Source organism: Streptomyces violaceus (genome assembly GCF_036014075.1).
Classification (GTDB): Bacteria; Actinomycetota; Actinomycetes; order Streptomycetales; family Streptomycetaceae; genus Streptomyces; species Streptomyces violaceus.
Genome location: NZ_CP107911.1, coordinates 7,969,651 through 7,989,535 on the forward strand (window position 1 = coordinate 7,969,651; position 19,885 = coordinate 7,989,535).

The following is a 19,885-nucleotide window of genomic DNA, read 5'->3' on the forward strand; positions in this document are numbered from 1 at the left end:
GATGAATCCCGGCAACGCCACCGCTCCCGTGGGTGCCAGGGGCCCGCGCAGCGATGTCGCGTTCCCCTTCCGCGCCGACCGCCGCGGCCGCACCGCGCACGCCACCCACGGCGAGCACGTCCACGACCTGATCGAGCAACTGCTGTTCACCAGCCCCGGCGAGCGCGTGATGCGCCCCGACTTCGGCTGCGGACTCCTCGACCTGGTGTTCGCGCCGAACAGCCCCGAACTCATCAGCACGCTCGAACTGTCGGTGCAGGCCGCGCTGCAGCGCTGGCTCGGCGACCTCATCGAGGTCACGGCCCTCGACATCGTCAGCGAGGACCACTCCGTCCGTGTGTACCTGTCGTACGCCGTCCGGGCCACCGGCACCCGGCGCGACGACGTCTTCGAAGGGAGGGCCGCCGCATGACGACCGGCACCACAGCGTCCCGCCGCGGCAAGGTGAGGGCCGCCCAGCTCAATGGCGTCGACACCGTCGAAACGGGCGACGACGGCCTGCTGCTCACCGTCACCTTCCTCGGCAAGGCCCCGCACGGCCTCTGCCCCGAGAACGTCCGCATCGACGGCGGCCGCCGCGTCACCGGCATCACCGCCGTCGACGTCAGCGTCGAACGCGAGGAGGACCCGGAGCTCGACGACCGGCTCTACGTCACCCTCGACAAGGCCGGAGACACCTCCCGCTACCGGCTCTCCCTCGTCGAGAGCGACCCGTACGGCCGGCCCGGCACCGAGCCGTACCGCGGCTTCGACCAGCGCTACCACAGCGCCACGTTCTCCTTCCTGCCCGACTGTCCCACCCCCTTCGACTGCAAGGACGAGGACCGGCCGGAGACGGACTTCCCCGCCGCGCCCGTCATCGACTACACGGCCCGCGACTACGAGACGATCCGCAAGCTGCTCCTGGACCGGCTCGCGCTCACCACCCCCGACTGGGTCGAGCGCAACCCGGCCGACCTGGGCATGACCCTCGTCGAACTCCTCGCCCACACCGGCGACCAGATCAGCTACCACCAGGACGCGGTCGCCACCGAGGCCTACCTCGACACCGCCCGCCGCCGGGTTTCCGTACGCCGTCACGTGAAGCTCATCGACTACGCGATGCACGACGGCTGCAACGCCCGCGCGTACGTCACCGTCCGGACCGCACAAGACCAGACTCTCGCCCCGGGCACGTTCCGCTTCGCCTCCGTCGACGTACGCAGCCTCGACCCGCACGACCGCCCCGAACCGGGCACGGTGATCGACGAGGCCGACCTCGGCGACCTCGACGAGCGCGGCTCGGTGGAGGTCTTCGAACCGGTCGTCGCCACCGACCCGCTCGAACTGCGGGTCGCGCACAACGCCATCCGGCTGTGGACCTGGGGCGGCGAGGTGTGCACCCTGCCGCGGGGCGCCACCGCCGCCACCCTGCGGGACGCGTGGGTGGACGCGGAGACCTGCCGCGAGCGCCGGCTGGCCCTCAGGCCGGGCGACGTGCTCATCCTCGAAGAGGTGAAGGGCCCGCGCACCGGCACCCCCGGCGACGCCGACCCCGCCCACCGCCAGGCCGTCCGGATCACCTCCGTCACACCCGGCCTCGACCGGATCGAGGACCAGCCGGTCCTGGAGGTCACCTGGGCCGCCGAGGACGCGCTGCGCTTCCCGCTCTGCCTCACCACACGCGGCGGACGTGACTGCCTGCCCGTCGAGGACGTGACGCTGGCCCGCGGCAATGTCGTCCTAGCCGACCACGGCCGGACGCTGACCGGCCTCCCCGAGACGGTCACCGTGCCGCCCGTGCCCGCCGTGACCGCCCCCTGCGACCCTCCCGCCTTCGGCTGCCACGACACCGAGGAGGGCAACGCCCCCGCACGGCTGATCAACGCCCTGACGGACCGGACCGAGTCGGGCCGGGCCCTCGTACCCGGCGACGTCCGCGAACTCTTCGACGTCGTCGGCGAGGCCGCGACCAACCGTGCCGGAATCGGCCTGGAAAGCGCCGGCCAGCGGCACGAACAGGTCGTGCCCGGCACCGCGTACGCGCAGGCCGCCGCTTTGCGCACCCTGCTCGCCCAGTCCGTCTACCCGGGCATCGCGCCCCGCTTCCGTCCGGTCCTCGGCCGTACGCCCGTCACCCAGGCGGTGCCCTTCCCCGACCCCGGCACCGTCGCCGCCGGGCAGGCCGAGCGGATCGCGGCGATCCCGGGCCGGGTGCGGCAGCGGCTCGTCGAGCTGTGGCGCAGCGCCCGCGACCGGGACGGGCTCGGCCAGGAGGAGATCGCCGAACTCGCCGTGATCTACGGCCTGAACGTGCTGGAGCGGTTCGAACTGCACCGCCACCCGGTCCGCGCCCTGCGTGAACTGCTCTACCGAAGCGACCAGTTGCTCGACACCAAACTGCGCCGCGTCGAGGTCCTCGCCGCCCGGGCCCGGGCGGGAACCGTCCTCGACGGGCACATCGCCTGGGAGATCGCCCACGCCTGGGGCCCGGCCTACGCGACCGGACTCCACCCCGAGGAGACGGTACTGCGAGGCTCGGCGACCGCCGCCCTCGCCCAGGACCCGCGCCGGGCGCTGCCCGCCGTACGCCCGCACGACGGGGACGAGACCTGGGTGCCGCGCCGCGACCTGCTCGACAGCGGTCCGCGCGAACGGCACTTCGTGGGCGAACTGGAGGACGACGGACGCCTCGCGCTGCGCTTCGGCGACGGCCGGCACGGCGCGAAGCCCACACCCGGCTCCCGCCTGGCCCTGCGCTACCGGCTCGGCGGCGGCACCGCAGGCAACGTCGGCGCCGAGGCCATCAACCACCTGGTCGTGCAAGGCGACTGCGAGGCGCCGGTCGCCGTGGTGCGCAACCCGCTGCCCGCCACCGGCGGCATTCAGCCCGAACCCGTCGAGCAGGTACGCCAGCTGGCCCCGCTCGACCTGCGCCGCACCCGGCTGCGCGCCGTCACCGCCGAGGACTACGCCGCCCTCGCCGGCGCCCTGCCGGGAGTGCAGCGGGCGGCGGCGGAGATCCGCTGGACCGGCAGCGTCCAGGAGGCACACATCGCGATCGACGCGTACGGCACCGCCGACCCGTCGCCGGGCCTGCTCGACTCGGTCGCCCAGGCCCTGGAGACGTACCGGCGCATCGGCCACGACCTCGTCGTGGGTCCCGCCCGCCTGGTGCCTCTCGACATCGCGCTGACCGTGTGCGCCAGGCCCGGCCACCAGCACGGGCAGATCCTGGCCGAGCTGTACCGCGTGCTGGGCAGCGGACGGCTCGGGTTCTTCCACCCCGACGCGCTCACCTTCGGCGAACCGGTGCGGCTCAGCCGCCTGGTCGCCGTCGCCGCGGCCGTGCCCGGGGTGGAGAGCGTCGAGATCACCCGGCTGCGCCGGCTGTACGGACAAGACCGAGGAGAGAGGGAGGACGGCGTGCTGCGGCTCGGCCCGCTGGAGATCGCCACCTGTGACAACGACCCGGACCGGCCGGAGAACGGCCTGCTGGCGATATCCCTGGGAGGTGCCCGATGACGGACCCGCACCCGGTCCCCGCGACCGACGACTGCGGCTGCGGCGGTGCCTGCCGCGGCGGCCACGACGAGCGCCTCGCTCCGGCGCCGCCGCACAACCCGCCCGGCCGCACCGCGCTGGACTACCGCGTCGGCGAGTACGGCTCCTTCCTGGCCGCCCTGCTCGACCGGCTCGCCTCGCCCGCCTACCCGGCGCTGAACCGCCTCACCGTCCGCACCCCGGACGACCCGGCGATCGGCCTGCTCGACGCCACCGCCGTCCTCGGCGACCTGCTCACCTTCCACTCCGAGCGGATCGCCGACGAGGCCTACATCCGCACCGCCGACGAGCACCGCTCCCTGGTGCTGCTCGGCCGGCTCGTCGGGCACCGCCCGCGTCCCGGCGTCGCCGCCGCCACGCACCTGGCGTACACCCTCGAACGCGACCCGCGCGCCGAGGCGCAGAACGTGCTGATTCCGCGCGGCGCGCGCAGCCACAGCGTCCCCGCGTCCGCCGACGAGGCATCGCTGACCTTCGAGACCGCCCGGGACCTGACGGCCCGCTGGGACTTCAACGAGCTGAAGGTCCGCCGCCGCCGTCCCTCGCTCCTCACCCCGCAGGACCTCGAGAAGCGCTCCGAACTCTTCGTCGAGGGCACCGGGCTCTCCCTCCAGACCGGCGACCAGTTGCTGTTCGTCTTCGGGGAGGGCGCGGGCGGCGCGCGCAAGCTGCTGCCGGTGGCGAGGACGCGGGTCGACCGGGACGACGACATCACGGCGATCTCCCTGCCGAAGTCGGCGCCGGCGACCCTGAAGGAACTCGTCGACGAGGTACGGCGCTGGACGGCTCCGCCCGTGCAGCCGGGAGAGCCGGGGGAGGAGCCGCCCACCCCGGAGGTTCCCAACCCGCGGCCGGTCAGCCGGCTGATCGAGGACTTCGAGGACCAGGTCCTCGAACCGCTCCGTAACGACCTCGACGAGGTCAAGACGCCCGAGCGGCTCGCGGTCCGTATCGCTGAGCCTCTTGCCCGGCTCGGTGAGGCGCAGGTGCTGGCTACTCCGTATGAGGATGTGGCGGCGTGGTTCGAGCAGCTGGAAGCGGTGCTCGCCGAACTCGCTGAGAGGGCGCTGGAGTTGGCGCCCGCGCAGAGGGATGAGGAGGGTGCGTCGATCGGTGGTCGGCCGTCTGCGGGGCCGTTGGGGCTGGTCGCGCAGTTCCCCGCGCCCCTTGAGGGCGACTCGCGCGCCGCCGCTCTAAATGCCCTGGGTGCCGTACTTCCCGCCCTGCGCGCCACGGCCCCTGCCCCCCTGGGCACCACCGGCCGGCAGCTCCCGGGCACCGACACCGCGCGCCTCCTGTCCGCCCTCAACCCCGGCCTCGGCAGTCTCTACCCGGCCTGGCGCACGGCCGGCGCCCCCGGCACCCCGCAGCTCCTGCGCGAGCTGCTCGCCCTGCGCGTCACCGCGGCCCCGTTCGGTGCCACGGCCCCGCTGAAGCCGGTCCAGGACGACCGCGGCCGGGTCATCCGCACCGCCGACTGGCCGCTGACCGGCGCGGTGCTGGCGACCATGCGGGTCGTGTTCGACACGGCTGGCAAGTCCCCGGTGCGGGCCGAGTTCCAGTACGTCGAGGGCAGCAGCTCCGACCAGCGCGCGGAGAACCTGCCCGTCGCCCAGCCGGTCACCTTCACCCTCGGCCCGGGTCAGGTCGAGCTGTCCGTGCGCTCCGGCCAGGATCGCGATCTGAGCTGGCTGAACCTCCCCCACTCTCGAAATCGCTCGAGCGGGGGGACCCCCATGCCCGCCGACTCGCAGGAGCCCGGCGTCACCGCCCGCCTCCACTCGGGCCTGCCCGAGCGCACGCTCTTCGTGTCCCGGCCCGACGACGAGGGCCTGGTCCACGTCGGCGTCCACAACGGCACCTCCGAGCAGATCGCCCTGCGGCCGGGCGCCAGTGAGCAGTTCACGCACGGCGATCACGAGGTCAGCCTCACGTACACGGTGGGCAGCGCCGAGCCCCACGTCGAGGCCGTCATCGCCACCAAGCCGGAGCCCGTCAACCGCCGCACGCTCCAGCTGGACACCGTGCACGAGGGCATCACCGTCGGCAGCTGGGTGGCGATCCAGCGGCCCGCCAAGGGTGCCGAGGGCGGTGTGCCCGGCGACCCGAAGCTGAAGTTCGTCACCACCCAGGTGGTGGCCGCGCGAACGGCCGCGTACACCAACTACGGCATCACCGGCCGCGGCACCGAACTCACCCTCGCCGACCCCTGGCTGGACGAGTTCGACGTCCTGCTGTCGCACATCCGCGACACCACCGTGCACGCGGCCGGGGAACCTCTGCGTCTCGCCGACGAGCCCCTCGGCGAGGACGTGCACGGCAACGAGATCGAACTCGCCGAGCTGTACGAGGGGCTGCGGCCCGGCCGCACGCTCGTCGTGGCTGGGGAGCGCAGTGACATCCCGGGCACGGCAGGGGTGCGCGCCACCGAGGTGGTCTCGATCGCCACGGCCGACCCGGCGGTCGACCCCCGGCTGCCCGGCGACCACGTCCACACCCGGCTCACCCTCACCGCCGACCTCGCCCACCGCTACCGCCGCGAAACGGTCCGCATCCTCGGCAACGTCGTCGAGGCCACCCACGGCGAGAGCCGCGAGGAGGCCATCGGCAGCGGCGACTCGGACCGCGTCAACCAGACCTTCGCGCTCTGGCAGTCCCCGCTGACCTGGCTCGCCGACGACAATCCGCTCGGCGCCACCCCGGTGCTGGAGATCCGGATCGACGGCGTGCTGTGGCACGAGGTCGACAGCCTCGCCGGACGCGGCCCGGCCGAGCGGGTCTACATCACCGGCGCCACGGCCGACGGCCGGACGACCGTGACCTTCGGCGACGGTGTGCACGGCGCCCGGCTGCCCTCCGGCCACGAGAACGTCCGCGCCCGCTACCGCTTCGGCACCGGCAGGGCCGCCAACGTGCCCGCGGACCGTGTCACCCAGCCCCTCACCCGGCCGCTGGGCGTCACCGCGGTCACCAACCCGCGCCCGGCCACCGGCGGCGCCGACGCCGACGGCCCCGGCCTGACCCGCCGTACGGTCCCGCTGGCCGTCTCGGCGCTGGACCGGCTGGTGTCCGAGTCCGACTACGAGGACTTCGCCCGCTCCCGCGCCGGCATCGGCCGGGCCTCGGCACGCGAACTCTTCGACGGGCGGCGGCGCGTGCTGCACGTGACGGTGGCCGGAACGGATGATGTGCCCATCGCCCCCGATTCGGACACCTTGCGCGCCCTGCGCGGCGCCCTCACCGAGTACGGCGACCCCAACCTCCCGGTCCGCGTGGACGGCCGGGAACTGGTCCTGCTGCTGATCGCCGCACAGGTGAAGCTGGCCCCCGACCACGCCTGGCAGAACGTCGAGCCGCGACTGCGCCGGGCCCTGCTGAACCGGCTCGGCTTCGAGGGCCGGGAGCTGGGCCGGCCCGCCCGCCTCTCCGAGGTCCTGGCCACCGCCCACACCGTGCCCGGCGTCGACTACGTGGACGTCGACGTCTTCACCGGCGTGCCCGCCTCCGCGACCCCGGAGGAGCTCACCGAGCTGCTCACCCGGCCGGGACCGCCCAAGGCGTCCGTCCCGGCACATCCGGCGACGTACGACGAGAAGATCCACACGGTCCGCGCCGAGAACGGCCAGACGCTGTCGGAGATCTGCGCCCGGTACGGCGTCCCGCTCGCCGAACTGCTGCGCCTCAACCCCGACATCACCGACACCCGGCGCCTGCCCAAGGGCCGGTCGGTGTACGTCTTCCGCGGCATCCGCCCGGCCCAGCTCGCGCTGCTGTCGCCCCGGGCCGCGGACACCCTGATACTGACGGAGGTCAAGTGATGTCCCCGGATCCCCAGTTGGAGACGCCGACCCCGGTGGTGCCCAGGGAGCCGGACGGGCTCGCCGACCTGCTGCCCCGCTGGCACCGGCTGCGCGACGCCGAGGAGGGCGAGCCACTGCGCGCCCTGCTCGCCGTGATCGCCGAGCAGGTCGACCGCGTCCGCGACGGCGTCCAGCAGGGCTACGAGGACCTGTTCGTGGAGACGGCGGCCCCCTGGGTGCTGCCGTACCTCGGCGACCTCGTCGGCTATCGCACCCTGCCCGGCTATGAACGCGTCCTCACCACCGGCCTGCACGACGGCGGCCGGGCCGCCCTCGCCGAGGCCGTCGCCCCGCGCCGGGACGTGGCCGCCACGGTCGCCGGGCGCCGCCGCAAGGGCACCCTGCACCTGCTGGAGGAACTGTCCGAGCAGGTGGCCGACTGGCCCGCCCGAGCCGTCGAACTGTCCCGGCAGGTGGCCCACACCCAGCCGGTGAAGCTGTACGGCACCGGTACGCACCGGGGCGAGCGCGGCCGGCTGACCGACCTGCGCGACGGCACCGAACTCGCCCTCAGCGGCGGCCCCTTCGCGAACAGTGCCCGTACGGTCGACGTCCGCCGCGCCGAGTCACGGCACCGGCAGGGCGGCTGGACCCCGGCGGGCGTCGCCCTGTTCGTGTGGCGGCTGAAGGCGTACTCGCTGACCCGGACCCCGGCCTACTGCATCGACCGGGCCCGCAACCTCTACACCTTCTCGATCCTCGGCAACGACACCCCGCTGGTCACCAAGCCCTTCCCGGAGCCGTCGCCGACGCTCCCCCACTCTCGACTTCGCTCGAGCGGGGGGACCCCCACCGCCACCGTCGACAACGTGCCGGCGTTCGTCACCCGCCGGCTCCTGCACGACCGGCTGCTCGACTACTACGGCCCCGGCAAGAGCTTCGTCATCCGGCGCGACGGCGAGGACAACCCCGTACCGCCCTCGGACATCGTGGTCGCCGACCTGTCGGACTGGCGCTACCGGCCGAAGCGCGGCCAGGTGGCCGTCGACCCCGAGCTGGGCCGGATCGCGTTCGGTTCGCGGTCCGCGCCCCGGCAGGGCGTGTGGGTGGACTACCACTACGCGTTCGCCGCCGACATGGGCGGCGGCGAGTACGAGCGCGACCGTGAGCCGCGCCCGGACGCGGAGTTCTACCGGGTCGGACCCGGACAGCCGTACCGGCAGATCATGGACGCCTACCGGGCCTGGCAGCACGACCGCCGGGCCGGCCGCACCGGGCCCGAGGGCATCATCGAGATCACGCACAGCGGCGCCTACCAGGAGCAACTGGACTTCGACCTCGACCCGGGCGACCGGCTCGAAGTGCGGGCGGCGGAGGGCACGCGCCCGGTCATCCGCCTGCTCGACTGGTACAGCAACCGCCCCGACGCCCTCAACATCCGCGCGGTGTCCGAAGACTGCGCCCCGCACGAGCGGCCGCGCGTCGTCCTCGACGGGCTGCTGGTCGCCGGACGCGGCATCAACGTGACCGGCGCGATGGGCGCCGTCGTCGTACGGCACAGCACGCTCGTGCCCGGCTGGTCGCTGGAGCCCGAGTGCGACCCGTACTCGCCCGAGGAGCCGAGCATCGTCCTGGACCGCACCACCGGGTGCCTCCAGATCGAGCACAGCATCCTCGGCACCATCGAGGTCATGGGCGACGAGGTGGGCGAGGACCCCCTCGACATCCACATCCGGGACAGCGTCCTCGACGCCACCGCCGACGACCGCGAGGCCCTGTCCGCCCCGGACTGCCGCCACGCCCACGCCGTGCTGCACCTGCACCGCACCACCGTCATCGGCGAGATCCACACGCACGCGGTGCGGATCGCCGAGAACTCGGTCTTCACGGGCCGGCTCCACGTGGCCCGGCGCGGCATCGGCTGCGTGCGCTACTCCTCCGTCCCCACCGGCTCGCGCACCCCGCGCCGGCACCGCTGCGCGGACACCAAGCCGTCGTTCACGTCCCAGCGCTACGGCACGCCCTGGTACGGGCTGCTCGCCGACCGGTGCCCCGAGGAGATCCGGCGCGGCGCGGACGACGGCGCCGAGATGGGCGCCTTCCACGACCTCTACCGGCCGCAGCGCGAGGACGGACTCAGGGCCCGGCTCGCCGAGTACACGCCGGCCGGTACCGACGCGGGGATCTTCTTCGTGACGTGAGCCGCACCGCCACCGACTTCGTGAATACGCACTTCTGAACCTGGGGGGACACCCTTCATGCACGCAGACCTCTCCCGCTCCACGTTCCGCCCGGAGCGGCACTACTCCGCGGTCGTCGCCCAGCAGGGCCGCGTCCAGCTCGACGCCGACCTCAACGAGCAGACCGCGATCCAGCTGCACCAGGCCCGCAGCCTCGCCGCCGACCTGATCGGGCCGCACGGCGGGCCGCGCGACGCCGCCGGGTTCCGCATCGAGTACGTGGGCGGCAAGCACGAGATCGACACCCTCATCGTCCACGGGGGCCGCTACTACGTCGACGGCATCCTGTGCGACGCCGACCGGCCGGCCACCGGGGTGCCCGTTCCCGACGAGGACGCCGAGGAGTCCGCGCAGGAGCCGCCCGCGCACTGGACCTACTGGGACCAGCCCGACGCCTTCCGCGACCCGGAGAAGCCCGGCGACCGGCTGCCCTCGCCCGCCCAGACGCCGTTCCTCGTCTATCTGAACGTGTGGGAGCGCACGGTCAGCGCCGCCGAGGACCCCGCGCTGCGCGAGGTCGCCCTCGGCGCGGCCATGCCCGACACCGCCGCCCGCGTCAAGGTCGTCTGGCAGGTGCTGGCGCTGTCCCTCGCCGAGCTGGAGATCGAGGAGAGCGACCCGTCCAAGGAGGTCGTCCGCGCCGCCTTCACCCGCTGGGCGCAGCGCCGGTCGGCCCCCTCGGCCCGGCTCGCCGCCCGCAGCGAGAGGCCCGACCACGCCGACGAGGACCCCTGCCTGGTCAAGCCGGACGCCCGCTACCGCGGACCGGAGAACCAGCTGTACCGGGTGGAGGTCCACGAGGGCGGCGAGGCCAAGGACGCCACCTTCAAGTGGTCCCGCGAGAACGGCTCCGTCGTCTTCCCCGTCGATGAACTCGACGGCGCCTGGGTGCAGTTGGCGTCCCTCGGTCACGACGACAAGCTGGACCTGGACGTCGGTGACCACGTGGAGTTCGTCGACACCGCCTACGCCTCCCGCCTGGAGCCCCTGCCGCTGCTGCGGGTCGAGGAACTGGACCTGCCGGGCCGCCGCGTCCGCCTGTCCGCCGAACCGGACCCGGGCGTGGGACGGCTCGCGCACCTGAACCCGTACCTGCGCCGCTGGGACCACCACGGCGGCCCGAAGCGCAAGGGCCGCAGCACCGACCTGCGCGGCGGCGCGATCCCCGTCACGGAGGGGGAGTGGCTGCCCCTGGAGGACGGCGTCGAGGTGTACTTCGCCAAGGGCGGCGCCTACCGCACCGGCGACCACTGGATCGTGCCCGCCCGCACCGCCACCGGCAGCGTCGAGTGGCCGGTCGACCCGGCCCGCCGCCCGCTGCTCCGCGGACCGGCCGGCATCGCCCGGCACTTCGCCCCGCTGGCCCTGATCAAGGGCGAGGGCAGCGCGGTCGACCTGCGCCTGGCGTTCGGCCCGCTGGCGAGCAGCATGCCGGCCGCCGACGAGGCGACGCTCGCCGCCGAAGAACAGGCCCGCCGCGAGGAGCTGGCCGCAGAGGACCCCTCACAGGGGAGGTCCCAGACCACAGCGGAGGCGGAAGCCGCCGTGGAAGGAGACAACTGATGGCCAAGCCGCTCAGCGCGTCCAAGCTGGTGGAGATCCTGCGGGCCGAGGGCGTGACCGTCCACGAGGTCCGCAGCTGGCGCACCCACAACCGCAACAGCAAGGGCCCCTGGGGCCCGGTGAACGGCGTGATGATCCACCACACCGTCACCTCGGGCACCGCCTCCTCCGTCGACATCTGCTACGACGGCTACTCGAGCCTGCCCGGCCCGCTGTGCCACGGCGTCATCGACAAGAAGGGCCACGTGCACCTGGTCGGCAACGGCCGGGCCAACCACGCCGGTGTCGGCGACGGCGACGTCCTGCGCGCCGTGATCAACGAGTCGAAGCTGCCGGCCGACAACGAGGCCGACACCGACGGCAACCGGCACTTCTACGGCTTCGAGTGCATCAACCTCGGCAACGGCAAGGACCCTTGGCCCGAGGCGCAGAAGGAGGCCATCGAGAAGGTGGCAGCGGCGATCTGCCGCCACCACGGCTGGTCCGAGCGCTCCGTCATCGGCCACAAGGAGTGGCAGCCGGGCAAGGTGGACCCGCGCGGCTTCACCATGGACGGCATGCGCAAGCGCATCTCCCAGCGGCTGAAGGGCGGCGGGGGCAGCACCAAGCCGGACCCGGGCCCCAAGCCCGCGCCCAAGCCGTCCTACGAGCCGTTCCCGGGAGCCGCGTTCTTCCACGTCGGGCAGCGCTCCCCGATCATCACGGCGATGGGCCGCCGCCTGGTCGCCGAGGGCTGCAGCCGCTATGAGGAGGGGCCCAGCCCCGACTGGTCCGAGGCCGACCGCCGGTCCTACGCGCTCTGGCAGCAGAAGCAGAACTTCTCCGGCAAGGACGCCGACGGCATCCCGGGCAAGCTCACCTGGGACCGGCTGAAGGTCCCCAGGTCCGGGAAGTGAGAGCGTGCGCCCCTCCCCACGGAGGGGCGCACGGGTGTCACCAGCGGGGAAGCAGCCGCTCGTACTCCGGCTGGATCCGCTGCATGTAACCGGTGTCGTCCCGGCCGCGCATGCCTGAGTCGACATAACGACGGTGCAGCAAGTCGAGCTTGTCGTGGTCGAGTTCCACGCCGAGTCCGGGCCCGGTGGGTACCTTGACCTCCCCGTCGCGCAGCTCCAGCACACCCGGCACGATCACGTCGTCCGCCGAGTTCCACGGGTAGTGCGTGTCGCAGGAGTGGTCGAGGTTGGGGATGGCCGCGCCGACATGGGTCATCGCGGCGAGGCTGATGCCCAGGTGCGAGTTGGAGTGCATCGACAGGGCGAGCCCGAACGCCTCGCAGACGGCGGCCAGTTCACGGGTGCGGCGCAGCCCGCCCCAGTAGTGGTGGTCGGTGAGCAGGACCTGGATCGCGTTCTGCTCGACGGCCGGCTTCAGGTGCTCCCAGGCGATCACGCACATGTTGGTCGCGAGCGGCATGGGCGAGTCCTTCGCCACCTCCGCCATGCCCTCGATGCCCTTGGCCGGGTCCTCCAGGTACTCCAGGACGCCGTCGAGTTCGCGGGCGACGTACTTCGACGTCTCCACCGTCCACGCCGTGTTGGGGTCAAGACGCAGCGGCTGCCCGGGGAAGGCCTCCGCGAGGGCCCGGATAGCGGCGATCTCCTCGTCGGGCGGGAAGACGCCGCCCTTGAGCTTGAACGATCGGAAGCCGTACCGCTCCTGCATCAGCCGGGCCTGCTCGACGATCCCCGCCGGGTCGAGGGCCTCGCCCCAGTCGTCGGTGATGGCCGGGCGGCCGTCGAGCGCGGGGTGCTCGGCCCACTTGTAGAAGAGGTACGCGGCGAACGGCACCGCGTCGCGCACCCTGCCGCCGAGCAGGTCGCTGACCGGGCGGTCGAGCAGCTTGCCCTGTGCGTCGAGGCAGGCCACCTCGACGGCCGAGGTGGTCCAGCCGCGCTCGTGGGAGCTGGGCACGGTCGGCAGCAGGGCCGCGTCGATCGCGGCGGCGAGGGCCGTGGTGTCGAAGACGTCCATGCCCACGACCACCTTCGCGGCGGCGTGCAGTCGCTCCAGGCGGGCCGTGCCGCCCGGGGACTCGCCGAGGCCCACCGTGCCGTCCTCCAGCACGAGTTGGAGGATGACCCGCAGGGCGAGCGGCTCGTGCACGCCGTTGGAGTTGAGCAGCGGCGGGTCGCCGAACGCGATCGGGGTGACGATCAGCTCACGGATACGCGTGGAGCTCATGCGCCGGCCACCTCCAGTCCGTGGTCGAGGAGTTTCGCGAGCCGTGCCAGGTGCTCCGGTGCCGGATCGAGCAGCGGCGCCCGTACGCCGCCGACGTCCAGGCCGCGCAGTGTCACCCCGGCCTTGACGAGCGACACGGCGTATCCGGGGACCTCGTCGCGCAGGGCGACCAGTGGGCCGTAGAACTCGTCGAGGAGCCGGGAGAGAAGGGCGTCGTCGTCCTCGGCGAGGGCCCGGTGGAAGGCCAGGGCGATCTCCGGGGCGAAGGCGAACACCGCCGAGGAGTACAGCTCGACGCCGATGCCCTTGTAGGCGGGCGCGGTCATCTCGGCGGTGGGCAGGCCGTTGAAGAACTGGAAGTCCTCCGTGCCCGGCACGGCACGCACCGCGCGGACGATGCGGTGCATCCGCTCGATGTCCCCGAGGCCGTCCTTGAGTCCGACGACCCCGGGCAGGGCGGCGATCTCGGCGGCCGTGTCCGAGGTGAGCCGGGCGGTGCCCCGCTGGTAGAAGATGACGGGCAGGTCAGTGGCGGCCGTGACCTCCTGGACGTACCGCACGAGACCCTGCTGCGGGGCGCTGACCAGATAGGGCGGCAGCAGCAGGATGCCGTCGGCACCCGCCCGCTCGACGCGGGCGGCCTGCTCCCGGGCAACCGGTGTCGGACCGCCGGCCGCCGCCAGGACCGGCACGCGTCCGGCGGTCGTCCTGACGGCGACCTGGGTGGCCCGCTCGATCTCCTCGGTCGACAGCGCGTGGAACTCGCCGGTGCCGCAGGCGACGAACACACCTCCCGCGCCTGCGGCGACCCCTGACTCGATGTGCTGGGCAAGCCGTTCCTCGTCCAGTGAGCCGTCCGCCGTGAACGGCGTGACCGGGAAGAACAGCACTCCGTGGAACTTCATGTCTCCCTCATACGTGGGGGGTGGGGGTCAGCCCTTGGTGGCCCCGGCGGCGATGCCGGTGACCAGCGAGCGCTGAAGGAGCAGATAGACGATCAGGCTGGGGATCAGGGCGATGACCGCACCGGCCAGCACCACACCGGAGCCGACCTCGGGGTCGGTGCGCAGGATGGACAGGGCGACGGTGACCGTGTAGTCGGTGGGGTCCTTGGCGGCGATCAGGGGCAGCAGGTACTGGTCCCAGATCATGATGAAGCCGAGCACCCCGGCCACGCCGAGCGCGGGCTTGCACAGCGGCAGGATGACCTGCCACAGCATCCGCAGCTCGCCCACGCCGTCGATACGGGCGGCCTCCTCGATCTCGGAGGGGATGTCCTTCATGAACTCGGTGAGCACCATCACCGAGAAGCCCCAGGCGCCGAGCGGCAGGATCACGCCCCAGACGGTGCCCTTCAGGTCGATGCCCACCACGGGCACATGCCCGAGGACCAGGGACAGCGGGATGGCGATGACCTCCTCCGGGAGCATCATCGTCAGCATGAACAGGGTCAGGATCAGGGCCTGCCCACGGAAGCGGTGCCGGGCCAGGGCGTACGCGGCGAGCGTGCAGACGGCGAGCTGGAGCAGCAGTCCGCCGCCCGCGATGACCAGGGAGTTGCCGAAGTAGTCCCAGATGCCGCGCTCGCCCGCCACCTCGAAGTTCAGCAGGGTCGGGTGGTGGGGGAGGAACGACAGGGTCGAACCGCTGGCCTTCTCGCTGAAGGAACCGGAGAAGATCGTCAGGAACGGCGCCGCGAAGACGCCCAGGGCGAGCACGCAGAGCAGGAAGCGCAGCACCCAGGCGGGGCCCGGCCGGTCGCTCCAGCCGAGGGCGGTGTCGAAGCGGGCGGGGGTGGTCCGCTGCTTCCCGGCGGACTTCCGCGCGGGAGATGCGGTCACCGGGGTCCGGACGGGGTCGATGGCGGGAGCGCTCATCTCACGTCTCCCCTCTTGCGGAGGTAGTTGACCGTGACGGTGAGCAGCAGCGTCACGCAGAGCAGGACCACGGAGGCGGCCGAGGCGCCGCCGATGTCGTTACGGGTGAAGCCGAGGGTGTAGGCGCGGGTCATCCACACGTCGGTGGATCCGGCCGGGCCGCCGCCTGTGAGGACGTACACCTCGGTGAAGACGCGCAGCCCGCGGATGGCGGCGAGGGTGAGGACGATGCCGAGGGCGGGGCGGATCGCGGGCAGTGTGATGTGGCGCAGCCGCTGCCAGAGCGAGACACCGTCCATCGCGGCGGCCTCGTACAACGAGCGGTCCACGCCCGCCAGTCCGGCGAGGATGATCACCATGTTGTACGGGGCGAGCATCCAGATGCCCATGGCCATGGTCGCCCACAGCGCCGTGCCGGGGTTGTCGAGGTAGGGCACGGGCCCCAGCCCGAAGAGTCCGAGACCGCTGTTGATGAGGCCGTCGGAGGTCGGGTAGTACATCAGCCGCCACATCTCACCGACCACCGCGGTCGCGGTGACGACGGGCAGGAACACGGCGGTACGGATGATCTTCAGCGAGCGGGCCTGACCCTCCAGCAGCAGGGCGAGGAGGGAGCCGACGACGATGCCGCCGAGGGACATCCCGATGCCCAGGAGCAGGGTGTGGCCGATGGCGTCCTGGAAGCGGTGGTCGGTCAGGACCCGGGTGTAGTTGTCGAGGCCGACCCACTTGTCACCGAGGAAGGGCCGCACGTCGTAGAAGCTGAGCCAGACGCCCTTGCCCATGGGCAGGAACTTGAAGACGAGGGCGAGCAGCAGGCCCGGGGCGAGGAACAGCCAGGGCAGTACGGCCTTCTTGCCGAGGATCCGGGCTCTGCGCGGCCCGGGTGTCGTCACGGTCGCGGTCATTTCAACAGGTCCTGGTCCTTGAGGTCACCGGCGAGTGTGTCGTTGAGTTCCTGCAGGCCGGAGCGGACGTCGCTGCCGCAGTACGTGAAGATCGCGTTGAGTGCGTCGGCGGTGTCCTGCTTGATCGGGGCGAAGTCGGGCGCGTTGGGGAACTGCACGGAGGCCGTCTCGTACGCCTTCTGCACGACACTCCAGCGCGGGTCGTCGCGCACCTTCGCCGCGTCCAGCGTGGAGTTGACGGGGATGCGCACGACGGGCTGGTGGTCGCCGGTCATGGCGAGCGTCTGGCCCTCGGGGGAGACCAGGAAGGCGGCGAGTGCCTGCTCCTGCTTCGCCTTGCCGGTCTTGGCGCCGAAGTAGACGTTCTCGCCGTCGGCCAGCACCTCGTTCCCGGCCGGGCCCGCGGGCGCGGGCAGGACCTCGTACTTGTCCTTGCCGAGAGCCTCGTCGAACGTGGAGATGTTGTACGGGCCGGTGAGGTACATCCCGGCGTTGCCGTCCTGGAAGTTGGTGGTGTTCGCGGTGACGGAGGTCAGGGCGCTGGGCTGGATGACACCGCTGTCGCCGCAGAAGAGGTTCTTCTTCATCCAGGTGACGGTGCGCAGGGCCGCCGCCGAGTCCATGGCGGGCCGGTAGCCCGTGCCCTCCTTCTCGAGGATCCGCACGCCGCCCTGCCACAGCCAGCTGGAGCCCCACCAGGCGACATAGCCGTTCTGGGCGCTGCCGGGCACCACCATGCCGTACGTGTTCCTCTTGCCGTCCCCGTCCGGGTCGCGGGTGGCGAAGGCCTTGGCGAGGGCGAGGGTGTCCTGCCAGGTCTTCGGCTGCGGCAGGCCGAGCTTCTCCCGCCAGTCCTTGCGGACGAACAGGGTCATGGCCTGACGGGAGTACGGGATGCCGTAGTGCCTGCCGTCGCGGCCCACGGTGGAGGACCAGGACTTGGCGGTGATCTCGTCGTGTCCGGCGATCGAGTCCGGGGTGATGGGCTTGAGCAGGCCCTGGGCCTGGTAGCTGCCCATCAGGGCCGTGTCGTTGATCATGACGTCCGGCAGGTCCTTGGTGGACGCGCGGCTCTGCAACTGCTGGTCGAAGTTCATGACCGGCTGGTAGTCGATCTTGATACCGGTCTTCTTGGTGAAGGCGGCGAACACCCTCTGGTAGGTCTGGGCGGACTCCGGATCGCTCCGGGTCCACACCTCCAGGGTGTTCGGATCGCCGGCCCGGGCGCTGCCGGAACCGGAGCCGCAGGCGGCCGTTCCGAACAGGAGCCCCGAGACGGCGAGCGCCGCAGCCAGGCGGTGACTTCGTCGGCGATCCCGCATGGGTGGTTCTCCGTTCATGTTCGTGAACGTGTTTCACGAATCTAAATGATCGGCCAAGCTACGGATCGTTTCATCGCCATGTCAATACATGGCTGAAAGATTTCACCGAGGCCATACGGTGCGGGTTGTGCGGCCGGAGAACGACGAAGGCCCCGACCGGATGATCCGGTCGGGGCCTTCGGGGCAAGGGGGCGTCAGGCCTGGCGTTCTGCCCGCTCGGCGTTCTTCTTCTTGATACGGGCCGCTTCCTTGCGGACCTCCGCCTGGGTGGCGCGCTCCCGCTCCAGCCACTCGGGACCTTCCTGCTTCAGTGTCTCGATCTGCTCGGTGGTGAGGGGCTCGGTGACACCGGCGCGGGCGAGCCCCGCGATGGAGACCCCGAGCTTCGCCGCGACCACCGGCCGGGGGTGCGGGCCGTTGTGCCGCAGTTCCTGAAGCCACTGCGGCGGGTTCGCCTGGAGCTCGTTCAGCTCGGCGCGCGTGACGACACCCTCCCGGAACTCGGCGGGTGTGGCCTCGAGGTACACACCCAGCTTCTTCGCCGCGGTGGCGGGCTTCATCGTCTGGGTGCTCTGGTGCGACGTCATGATGCCCAGGGTATCTGGGCCCTGTCGCCAGATTCCCACCTGCTCCGCGGCGCCTGGCACGCACGCTCGCCGCGTTGCCGAACCGCCCACGTGGCTCCGCCACGAGGGCGCCCCGGCGCCTTGCGATCGCACGCACCAGGCGCCGCGGAGCCCACCCTCCGGGCGGACGGCGGGAATCTGGCGACAGGGCCCAGCATGTGCACGACCCCTGACCACGCCCGGTAACCTGGCCCGGTGACAGGCTCGGATGTTTCTCCCTCGTTCCGGCTCGTATACGTCCCCGGGGTGATGCCCGACAAGTGGGTGCGTGTCTGGAACGAGCGGCAGCCCGATGTCCCGCTGGCTCTGACGCAGGTGGCCGCCGGGGCGGTGGCCGAGCGGCTGCTGGGCGGGGACGCCGACGCGGGTCTCGTCCGGCTGCCCGTGGACCGGACGGTCTTCAGCGCGATCCCTCTCTACACCGAGCAGACGGTCGTCGTGGTGCCCAAGGACCACCTGGTCACGGCCGTCGACGAGGTGTCACCGGAGGACCTGGCCGACGACATCGTGCTGCACCCCCTCGACGACGTCCTCGACTGGGACACCCTGCCCGGACAGCCCGCCGTCGAACGCCCCGCCACCACGGCCGACGCCGTCGAACTCGTCGCGGCCGGGATCGGCGTCCTCGTCGTGCCCCTGTCGCTCGCCCGCCTCCACCACCGCAAGGACCTCACGCACCGTCCCCTCAAGGACGCCCCCGCGTCGAGCGTGGCACTGTCCTGGCCCCAGGACGCGACGACGGACCAGGTCGAGGACTTCATCGGCATCGTCCGCGGCCGCACGGTCAACAGCACCCGGGGCCGCAAGCAGCCGGACGAGTCGGTGGCCGCCGACCGGGGCGGCGCCCGGCGCAAGCCGGTGCCCGGGAAGTCGGCGGCCGGGAAGTCCGCGGGTGCGAAGCGCACCGGCAAGGGCGGGCGCGGCGCCCCCAAGGGCGACAGGCGCGGAAAGCCCCGCCGCCGTTCCTAGTCCCAGGGCCCGCGGCGGGAGCGCGACTCCCGTACCGTTCCTGGCTCAGCCGGCCGACGGACTCGGCTGCGGCGCCCCGTACGACGGGTTGGGAGCGACCGTCTGCAGGTCCTTCAGGTTCTCCGGGACCTCCAGCACACGGACCGGCGCACCCTGCTGCGGTGGCGGGGGCGTCGTCTGCTCCTGAGGCAGCTTGGGCGGGGAGGTGATCTGGAAGCTGACCTGCTCGTGGTTGATCAGACCGGTCTTCTCCAGGACCGAGATGTGGTCGAGCACGGTGTCGTTGGTCGTGTCGGCGAGTTCCCGCACCATGCTGTTCCGGGTGGTCGCCCGGATCTTGGCGATCGTCGGGAAGATGCCCCCGTGCGCGATGCGCATGAGGGTCACGGCCGTGGACTCGAACTCCTTGCCGGAGCTGCCCTCCGCCGTCGCCACGAACTGCTGCTGCTGCGGCGATGGCTCGTTCGGCAGGGTGATGCCCAGGTCCGTGGAGACCTTGCGGCAGCCCGCGTCGAGCCGGCCGTGCCCCACGAGCAGATGCTCCGCGACCTCAATCATCGCCGGCGACTTGCTCCGCTCCATGATCATTTGCCCCAGCGGCTGCTCCCACAGCCCGGCCGCGCGCACCTTCACCACGAAGTCGCGATCCGCCTCGGTCAACGGCCCGTACTGGGTGTTGGCGATGATGCGGTCCTGGCCGGAAGCCGCGTTCTCCACACCCAGCATGCTGGGGTAGGCGAGCGCGGTGAGCGTCAGGATCATCGCACCGCCCACGAACGCGGTTCCTGCCGTGCTGCGCGAGATGCGCATCGTGCCTCCTGGGATATGAACGGCCCAACACCGAGAAGTACGG

Annotated in this window: 14 protein-coding genes; 7 read left to right on the forward strand and 7 right to left on the reverse strand. The window is 72.1% G+C overall.

Going from position 1 to position 19,885, the window contains the following annotated elements; all coding sequences use genetic code 11:
- Position 1 precedes the first annotated feature (1 nt).
- From OG542_RS35935 to OG542_RS35960, 6 genes are read left to right on the forward strand one after another with little or no spacing between them, the layout of a single operon-like run.
- A complete protein-coding gene (locus tag OG542_RS35935) occupies positions 2-412 on the forward strand; it encodes a GPW/gp25 family protein (protein WP_311130518.1) in 411 nt (136 codons plus the stop codon).
- Positions 409-3,504: a putative baseplate assembly protein gene (locus OG542_RS35940; protein WP_328416415.1), complete on the forward strand. Its 3,096-nt coding sequence runs from the start codon at positions 409-411 to the stop codon at positions 3,502-3,504. The genes OG542_RS35935 and OG542_RS35940 overlap by 4 nt, the downstream gene beginning before the upstream one ends.
- Positions 3,501-7,361, forward strand: a complete 3,861-nt coding sequence (locus OG542_RS35945; protein ID WP_328416417.1) for a putative baseplate assembly protein — start codon at positions 3,501-3,503, stop codon at positions 7,359-7,361. Before OG542_RS35940 ends, OG542_RS35945 begins: the two co-directional genes overlap by 4 nt.
- Positions 7,361-9,544, forward strand: coding sequence for a hypothetical protein (locus OG542_RS35950; protein WP_328416419.1), 2,184 nt, complete (start codon positions 7,361-7,363; stop codon positions 9,542-9,544). The genes OG542_RS35945 and OG542_RS35950 overlap by 1 nt, the downstream gene beginning before the upstream one ends.
- Before the next feature lie 57 nt (positions 9,545-9,601).
- On the forward strand, positions 9,602-11,146 hold the full coding sequence (locus OG542_RS35955; protein ID WP_328416421.1) for a DUF6519 domain-containing protein: 1,545 nt from the start codon (positions 9,602-9,604) through the stop codon (positions 11,144-11,146).
- The gene (locus tag OG542_RS35960; RefSeq protein WP_328416423.1) at positions 11,146-12,042 is read left to right on the forward strand and encodes a peptidoglycan-binding protein; all 897 of its coding nucleotides are present in this window, start codon (positions 11,146-11,148) and stop codon (positions 12,040-12,042) included. Before OG542_RS35955 ends, OG542_RS35960 begins: the two co-directional genes overlap by 1 nt.
- 37 nt (positions 12,043-12,079) lie before the next feature.
- Here OG542_RS35960 and OG542_RS35965 read toward each other — a convergent pair whose 3' ends face one another.
- The 6 genes from OG542_RS35965 to OG542_RS35990 all read right to left on the reverse strand — a co-directional run bounded on the left by OG542_RS35965 (position 12,080) and on the right by OG542_RS35990 (position 18,024).
- Positions 12,080-13,330, reverse strand: a complete 1,251-nt coding sequence (locus OG542_RS35965) for a glucarate dehydratase family protein (protein WP_328416425.1) — start codon at positions 13,328-13,330, stop codon at positions 12,080-12,082.
- The gene (locus tag OG542_RS35970; protein WP_328416427.1) at positions 13,327-14,235 is read right to left on the reverse strand and encodes a 5-dehydro-4-deoxyglucarate dehydratase; all 909 of its coding nucleotides are present in this window, start codon (positions 14,233-14,235) and stop codon (positions 13,327-13,329) included. The genes OG542_RS35965 and OG542_RS35970 overlap by 4 nt, the downstream gene beginning before the upstream one ends.
- A 27-nt stretch (positions 14,236-14,262) precedes the next feature.
- Positions 14,263-15,207, reverse strand: a complete 945-nt coding sequence (locus OG542_RS35975; RefSeq protein WP_328416429.1) for a carbohydrate ABC transporter permease — start codon at positions 15,205-15,207, stop codon at positions 14,263-14,265.
- Complete coding sequence (locus OG542_RS35980; protein WP_311129962.1) at positions 15,204-16,115, reverse strand: carbohydrate ABC transporter permease; 912 nt, start codon at positions 16,113-16,115, stop codon at positions 15,204-15,206. The genes OG542_RS35975 and OG542_RS35980 overlap by 4 nt, the downstream gene beginning before the upstream one ends.
- Positions 16,112-17,437, reverse strand: a complete 1,326-nt coding sequence (locus OG542_RS35985) for an ABC transporter substrate-binding protein (protein WP_328416433.1) — start codon at positions 17,435-17,437, stop codon at positions 16,112-16,114. Before OG542_RS35985 ends, OG542_RS35980 begins: the two co-directional genes overlap by 4 nt.
- Positions 17,438-17,631: 194 nt before the next feature.
- Complete coding sequence (locus OG542_RS35990) at positions 17,632-18,024, reverse strand: DUF5997 family protein (RefSeq protein ID WP_193483440.1); 393 nt, start codon at positions 18,022-18,024, stop codon at positions 17,632-17,634.
- Positions 18,025-18,258: 234 nt separating this feature from the next.
- Between OG542_RS35990 and OG542_RS35995 the strand changes: the two genes are divergently transcribed.
- Positions 18,259-19,032: a LysR family substrate-binding domain-containing protein gene (locus tag OG542_RS35995; RefSeq protein ID WP_328416436.1), complete on the forward strand. Its 774-nt coding sequence runs from the start codon at positions 18,259-18,261 to the stop codon at positions 19,030-19,032.
- Between the two features lie 45 nt (positions 19,033-19,077).
- Here OG542_RS35995 and OG542_RS36000 read toward each other — a convergent pair whose 3' ends face one another.
- Positions 19,078-19,842 (reverse strand): DUF4142 domain-containing protein, encoded by a 765-nt coding sequence (locus OG542_RS36000; protein ID WP_328416438.1) that lies wholly within the window; start codon positions 19,840-19,842, stop codon positions 19,078-19,080.
- Positions 19,843-19,885: the final 43 nt, after the last annotated feature.

Excerpts from the sequence above, each read along its gene's own strand:
- OG542_RS35935 (WP_311130518.1), top strand. The coding sequence starts at position 2 with ATGAATCCCGGCAACGCCACCGCTCCCGTGGGTGCCAGGGGCCCGCGC.
- OG542_RS35940 (WP_328416415.1), top strand. The coding sequence starts at position 409 with ATGACGACCGGCACCACAGCGTCCCGCCGCGGCAAGGTGAGGGCCGCC.
- OG542_RS35945 (WP_328416417.1), top strand. The coding sequence starts at position 3,501 with ATGACGGACCCGCACCCGGTCCCCGCGACCGACGACTGCGGCTGCGGC.
- OG542_RS35950 (WP_328416419.1), top strand. The coding sequence starts at position 7,361 with ATGTCCCCGGATCCCCAGTTGGAGACGCCGACCCCGGTGGTGCCCAGG.
- OG542_RS35955 (WP_328416421.1), top strand. The coding sequence starts at position 9,602 with ATGCACGCAGACCTCTCCCGCTCCACGTTCCGCCCGGAGCGGCACTAC.
- OG542_RS35960 (WP_328416423.1), top strand. The coding sequence starts at position 11,146 with ATGGCCAAGCCGCTCAGCGCGTCCAAGCTGGTGGAGATCCTGCGGGCC.
- OG542_RS35965 (WP_328416425.1), bottom strand. The coding sequence starts at position 13,330 with ATGAGCTCCACGCGTATCCGTGAGCTGATCGTCACCCCGATCGCGTTC.
- OG542_RS35970 (WP_328416427.1), bottom strand. The coding sequence starts at position 14,235 with ATGAAGTTCCACGGAGTGCTGTTCTTCCCGGTCACGCCGTTCACGGCG.
- OG542_RS35975 (WP_328416429.1), bottom strand. The coding sequence starts at position 15,207 with ATGAGCGCTCCCGCCATCGACCCCGTCCGGACCCCGGTGACCGCATCT.
- OG542_RS35980 (WP_311129962.1), bottom strand. The coding sequence starts at position 16,115 with ATGACCGCGACCGTGACGACACCCGGGCCGCGCAGAGCCCGGATCCTC.
- OG542_RS35985 (WP_328416433.1), bottom strand. The coding sequence starts at position 17,437 with ATGCGGGATCGCCGACGAAGTCACCGCCTGGCTGCGGCGCTCGCCGTC.
- OG542_RS35990 (WP_193483440.1), bottom strand. The coding sequence starts at position 18,024 with ATGACGTCGCACCAGAGCACCCAGACGATGAAGCCCGCCACCGCGGCG.
- OG542_RS36000 (WP_328416438.1), bottom strand. The coding sequence starts at position 19,842 with ATGCGCATCTCGCGCAGCACGGCAGGAACCGCGTTCGTGGGCGGTGCG.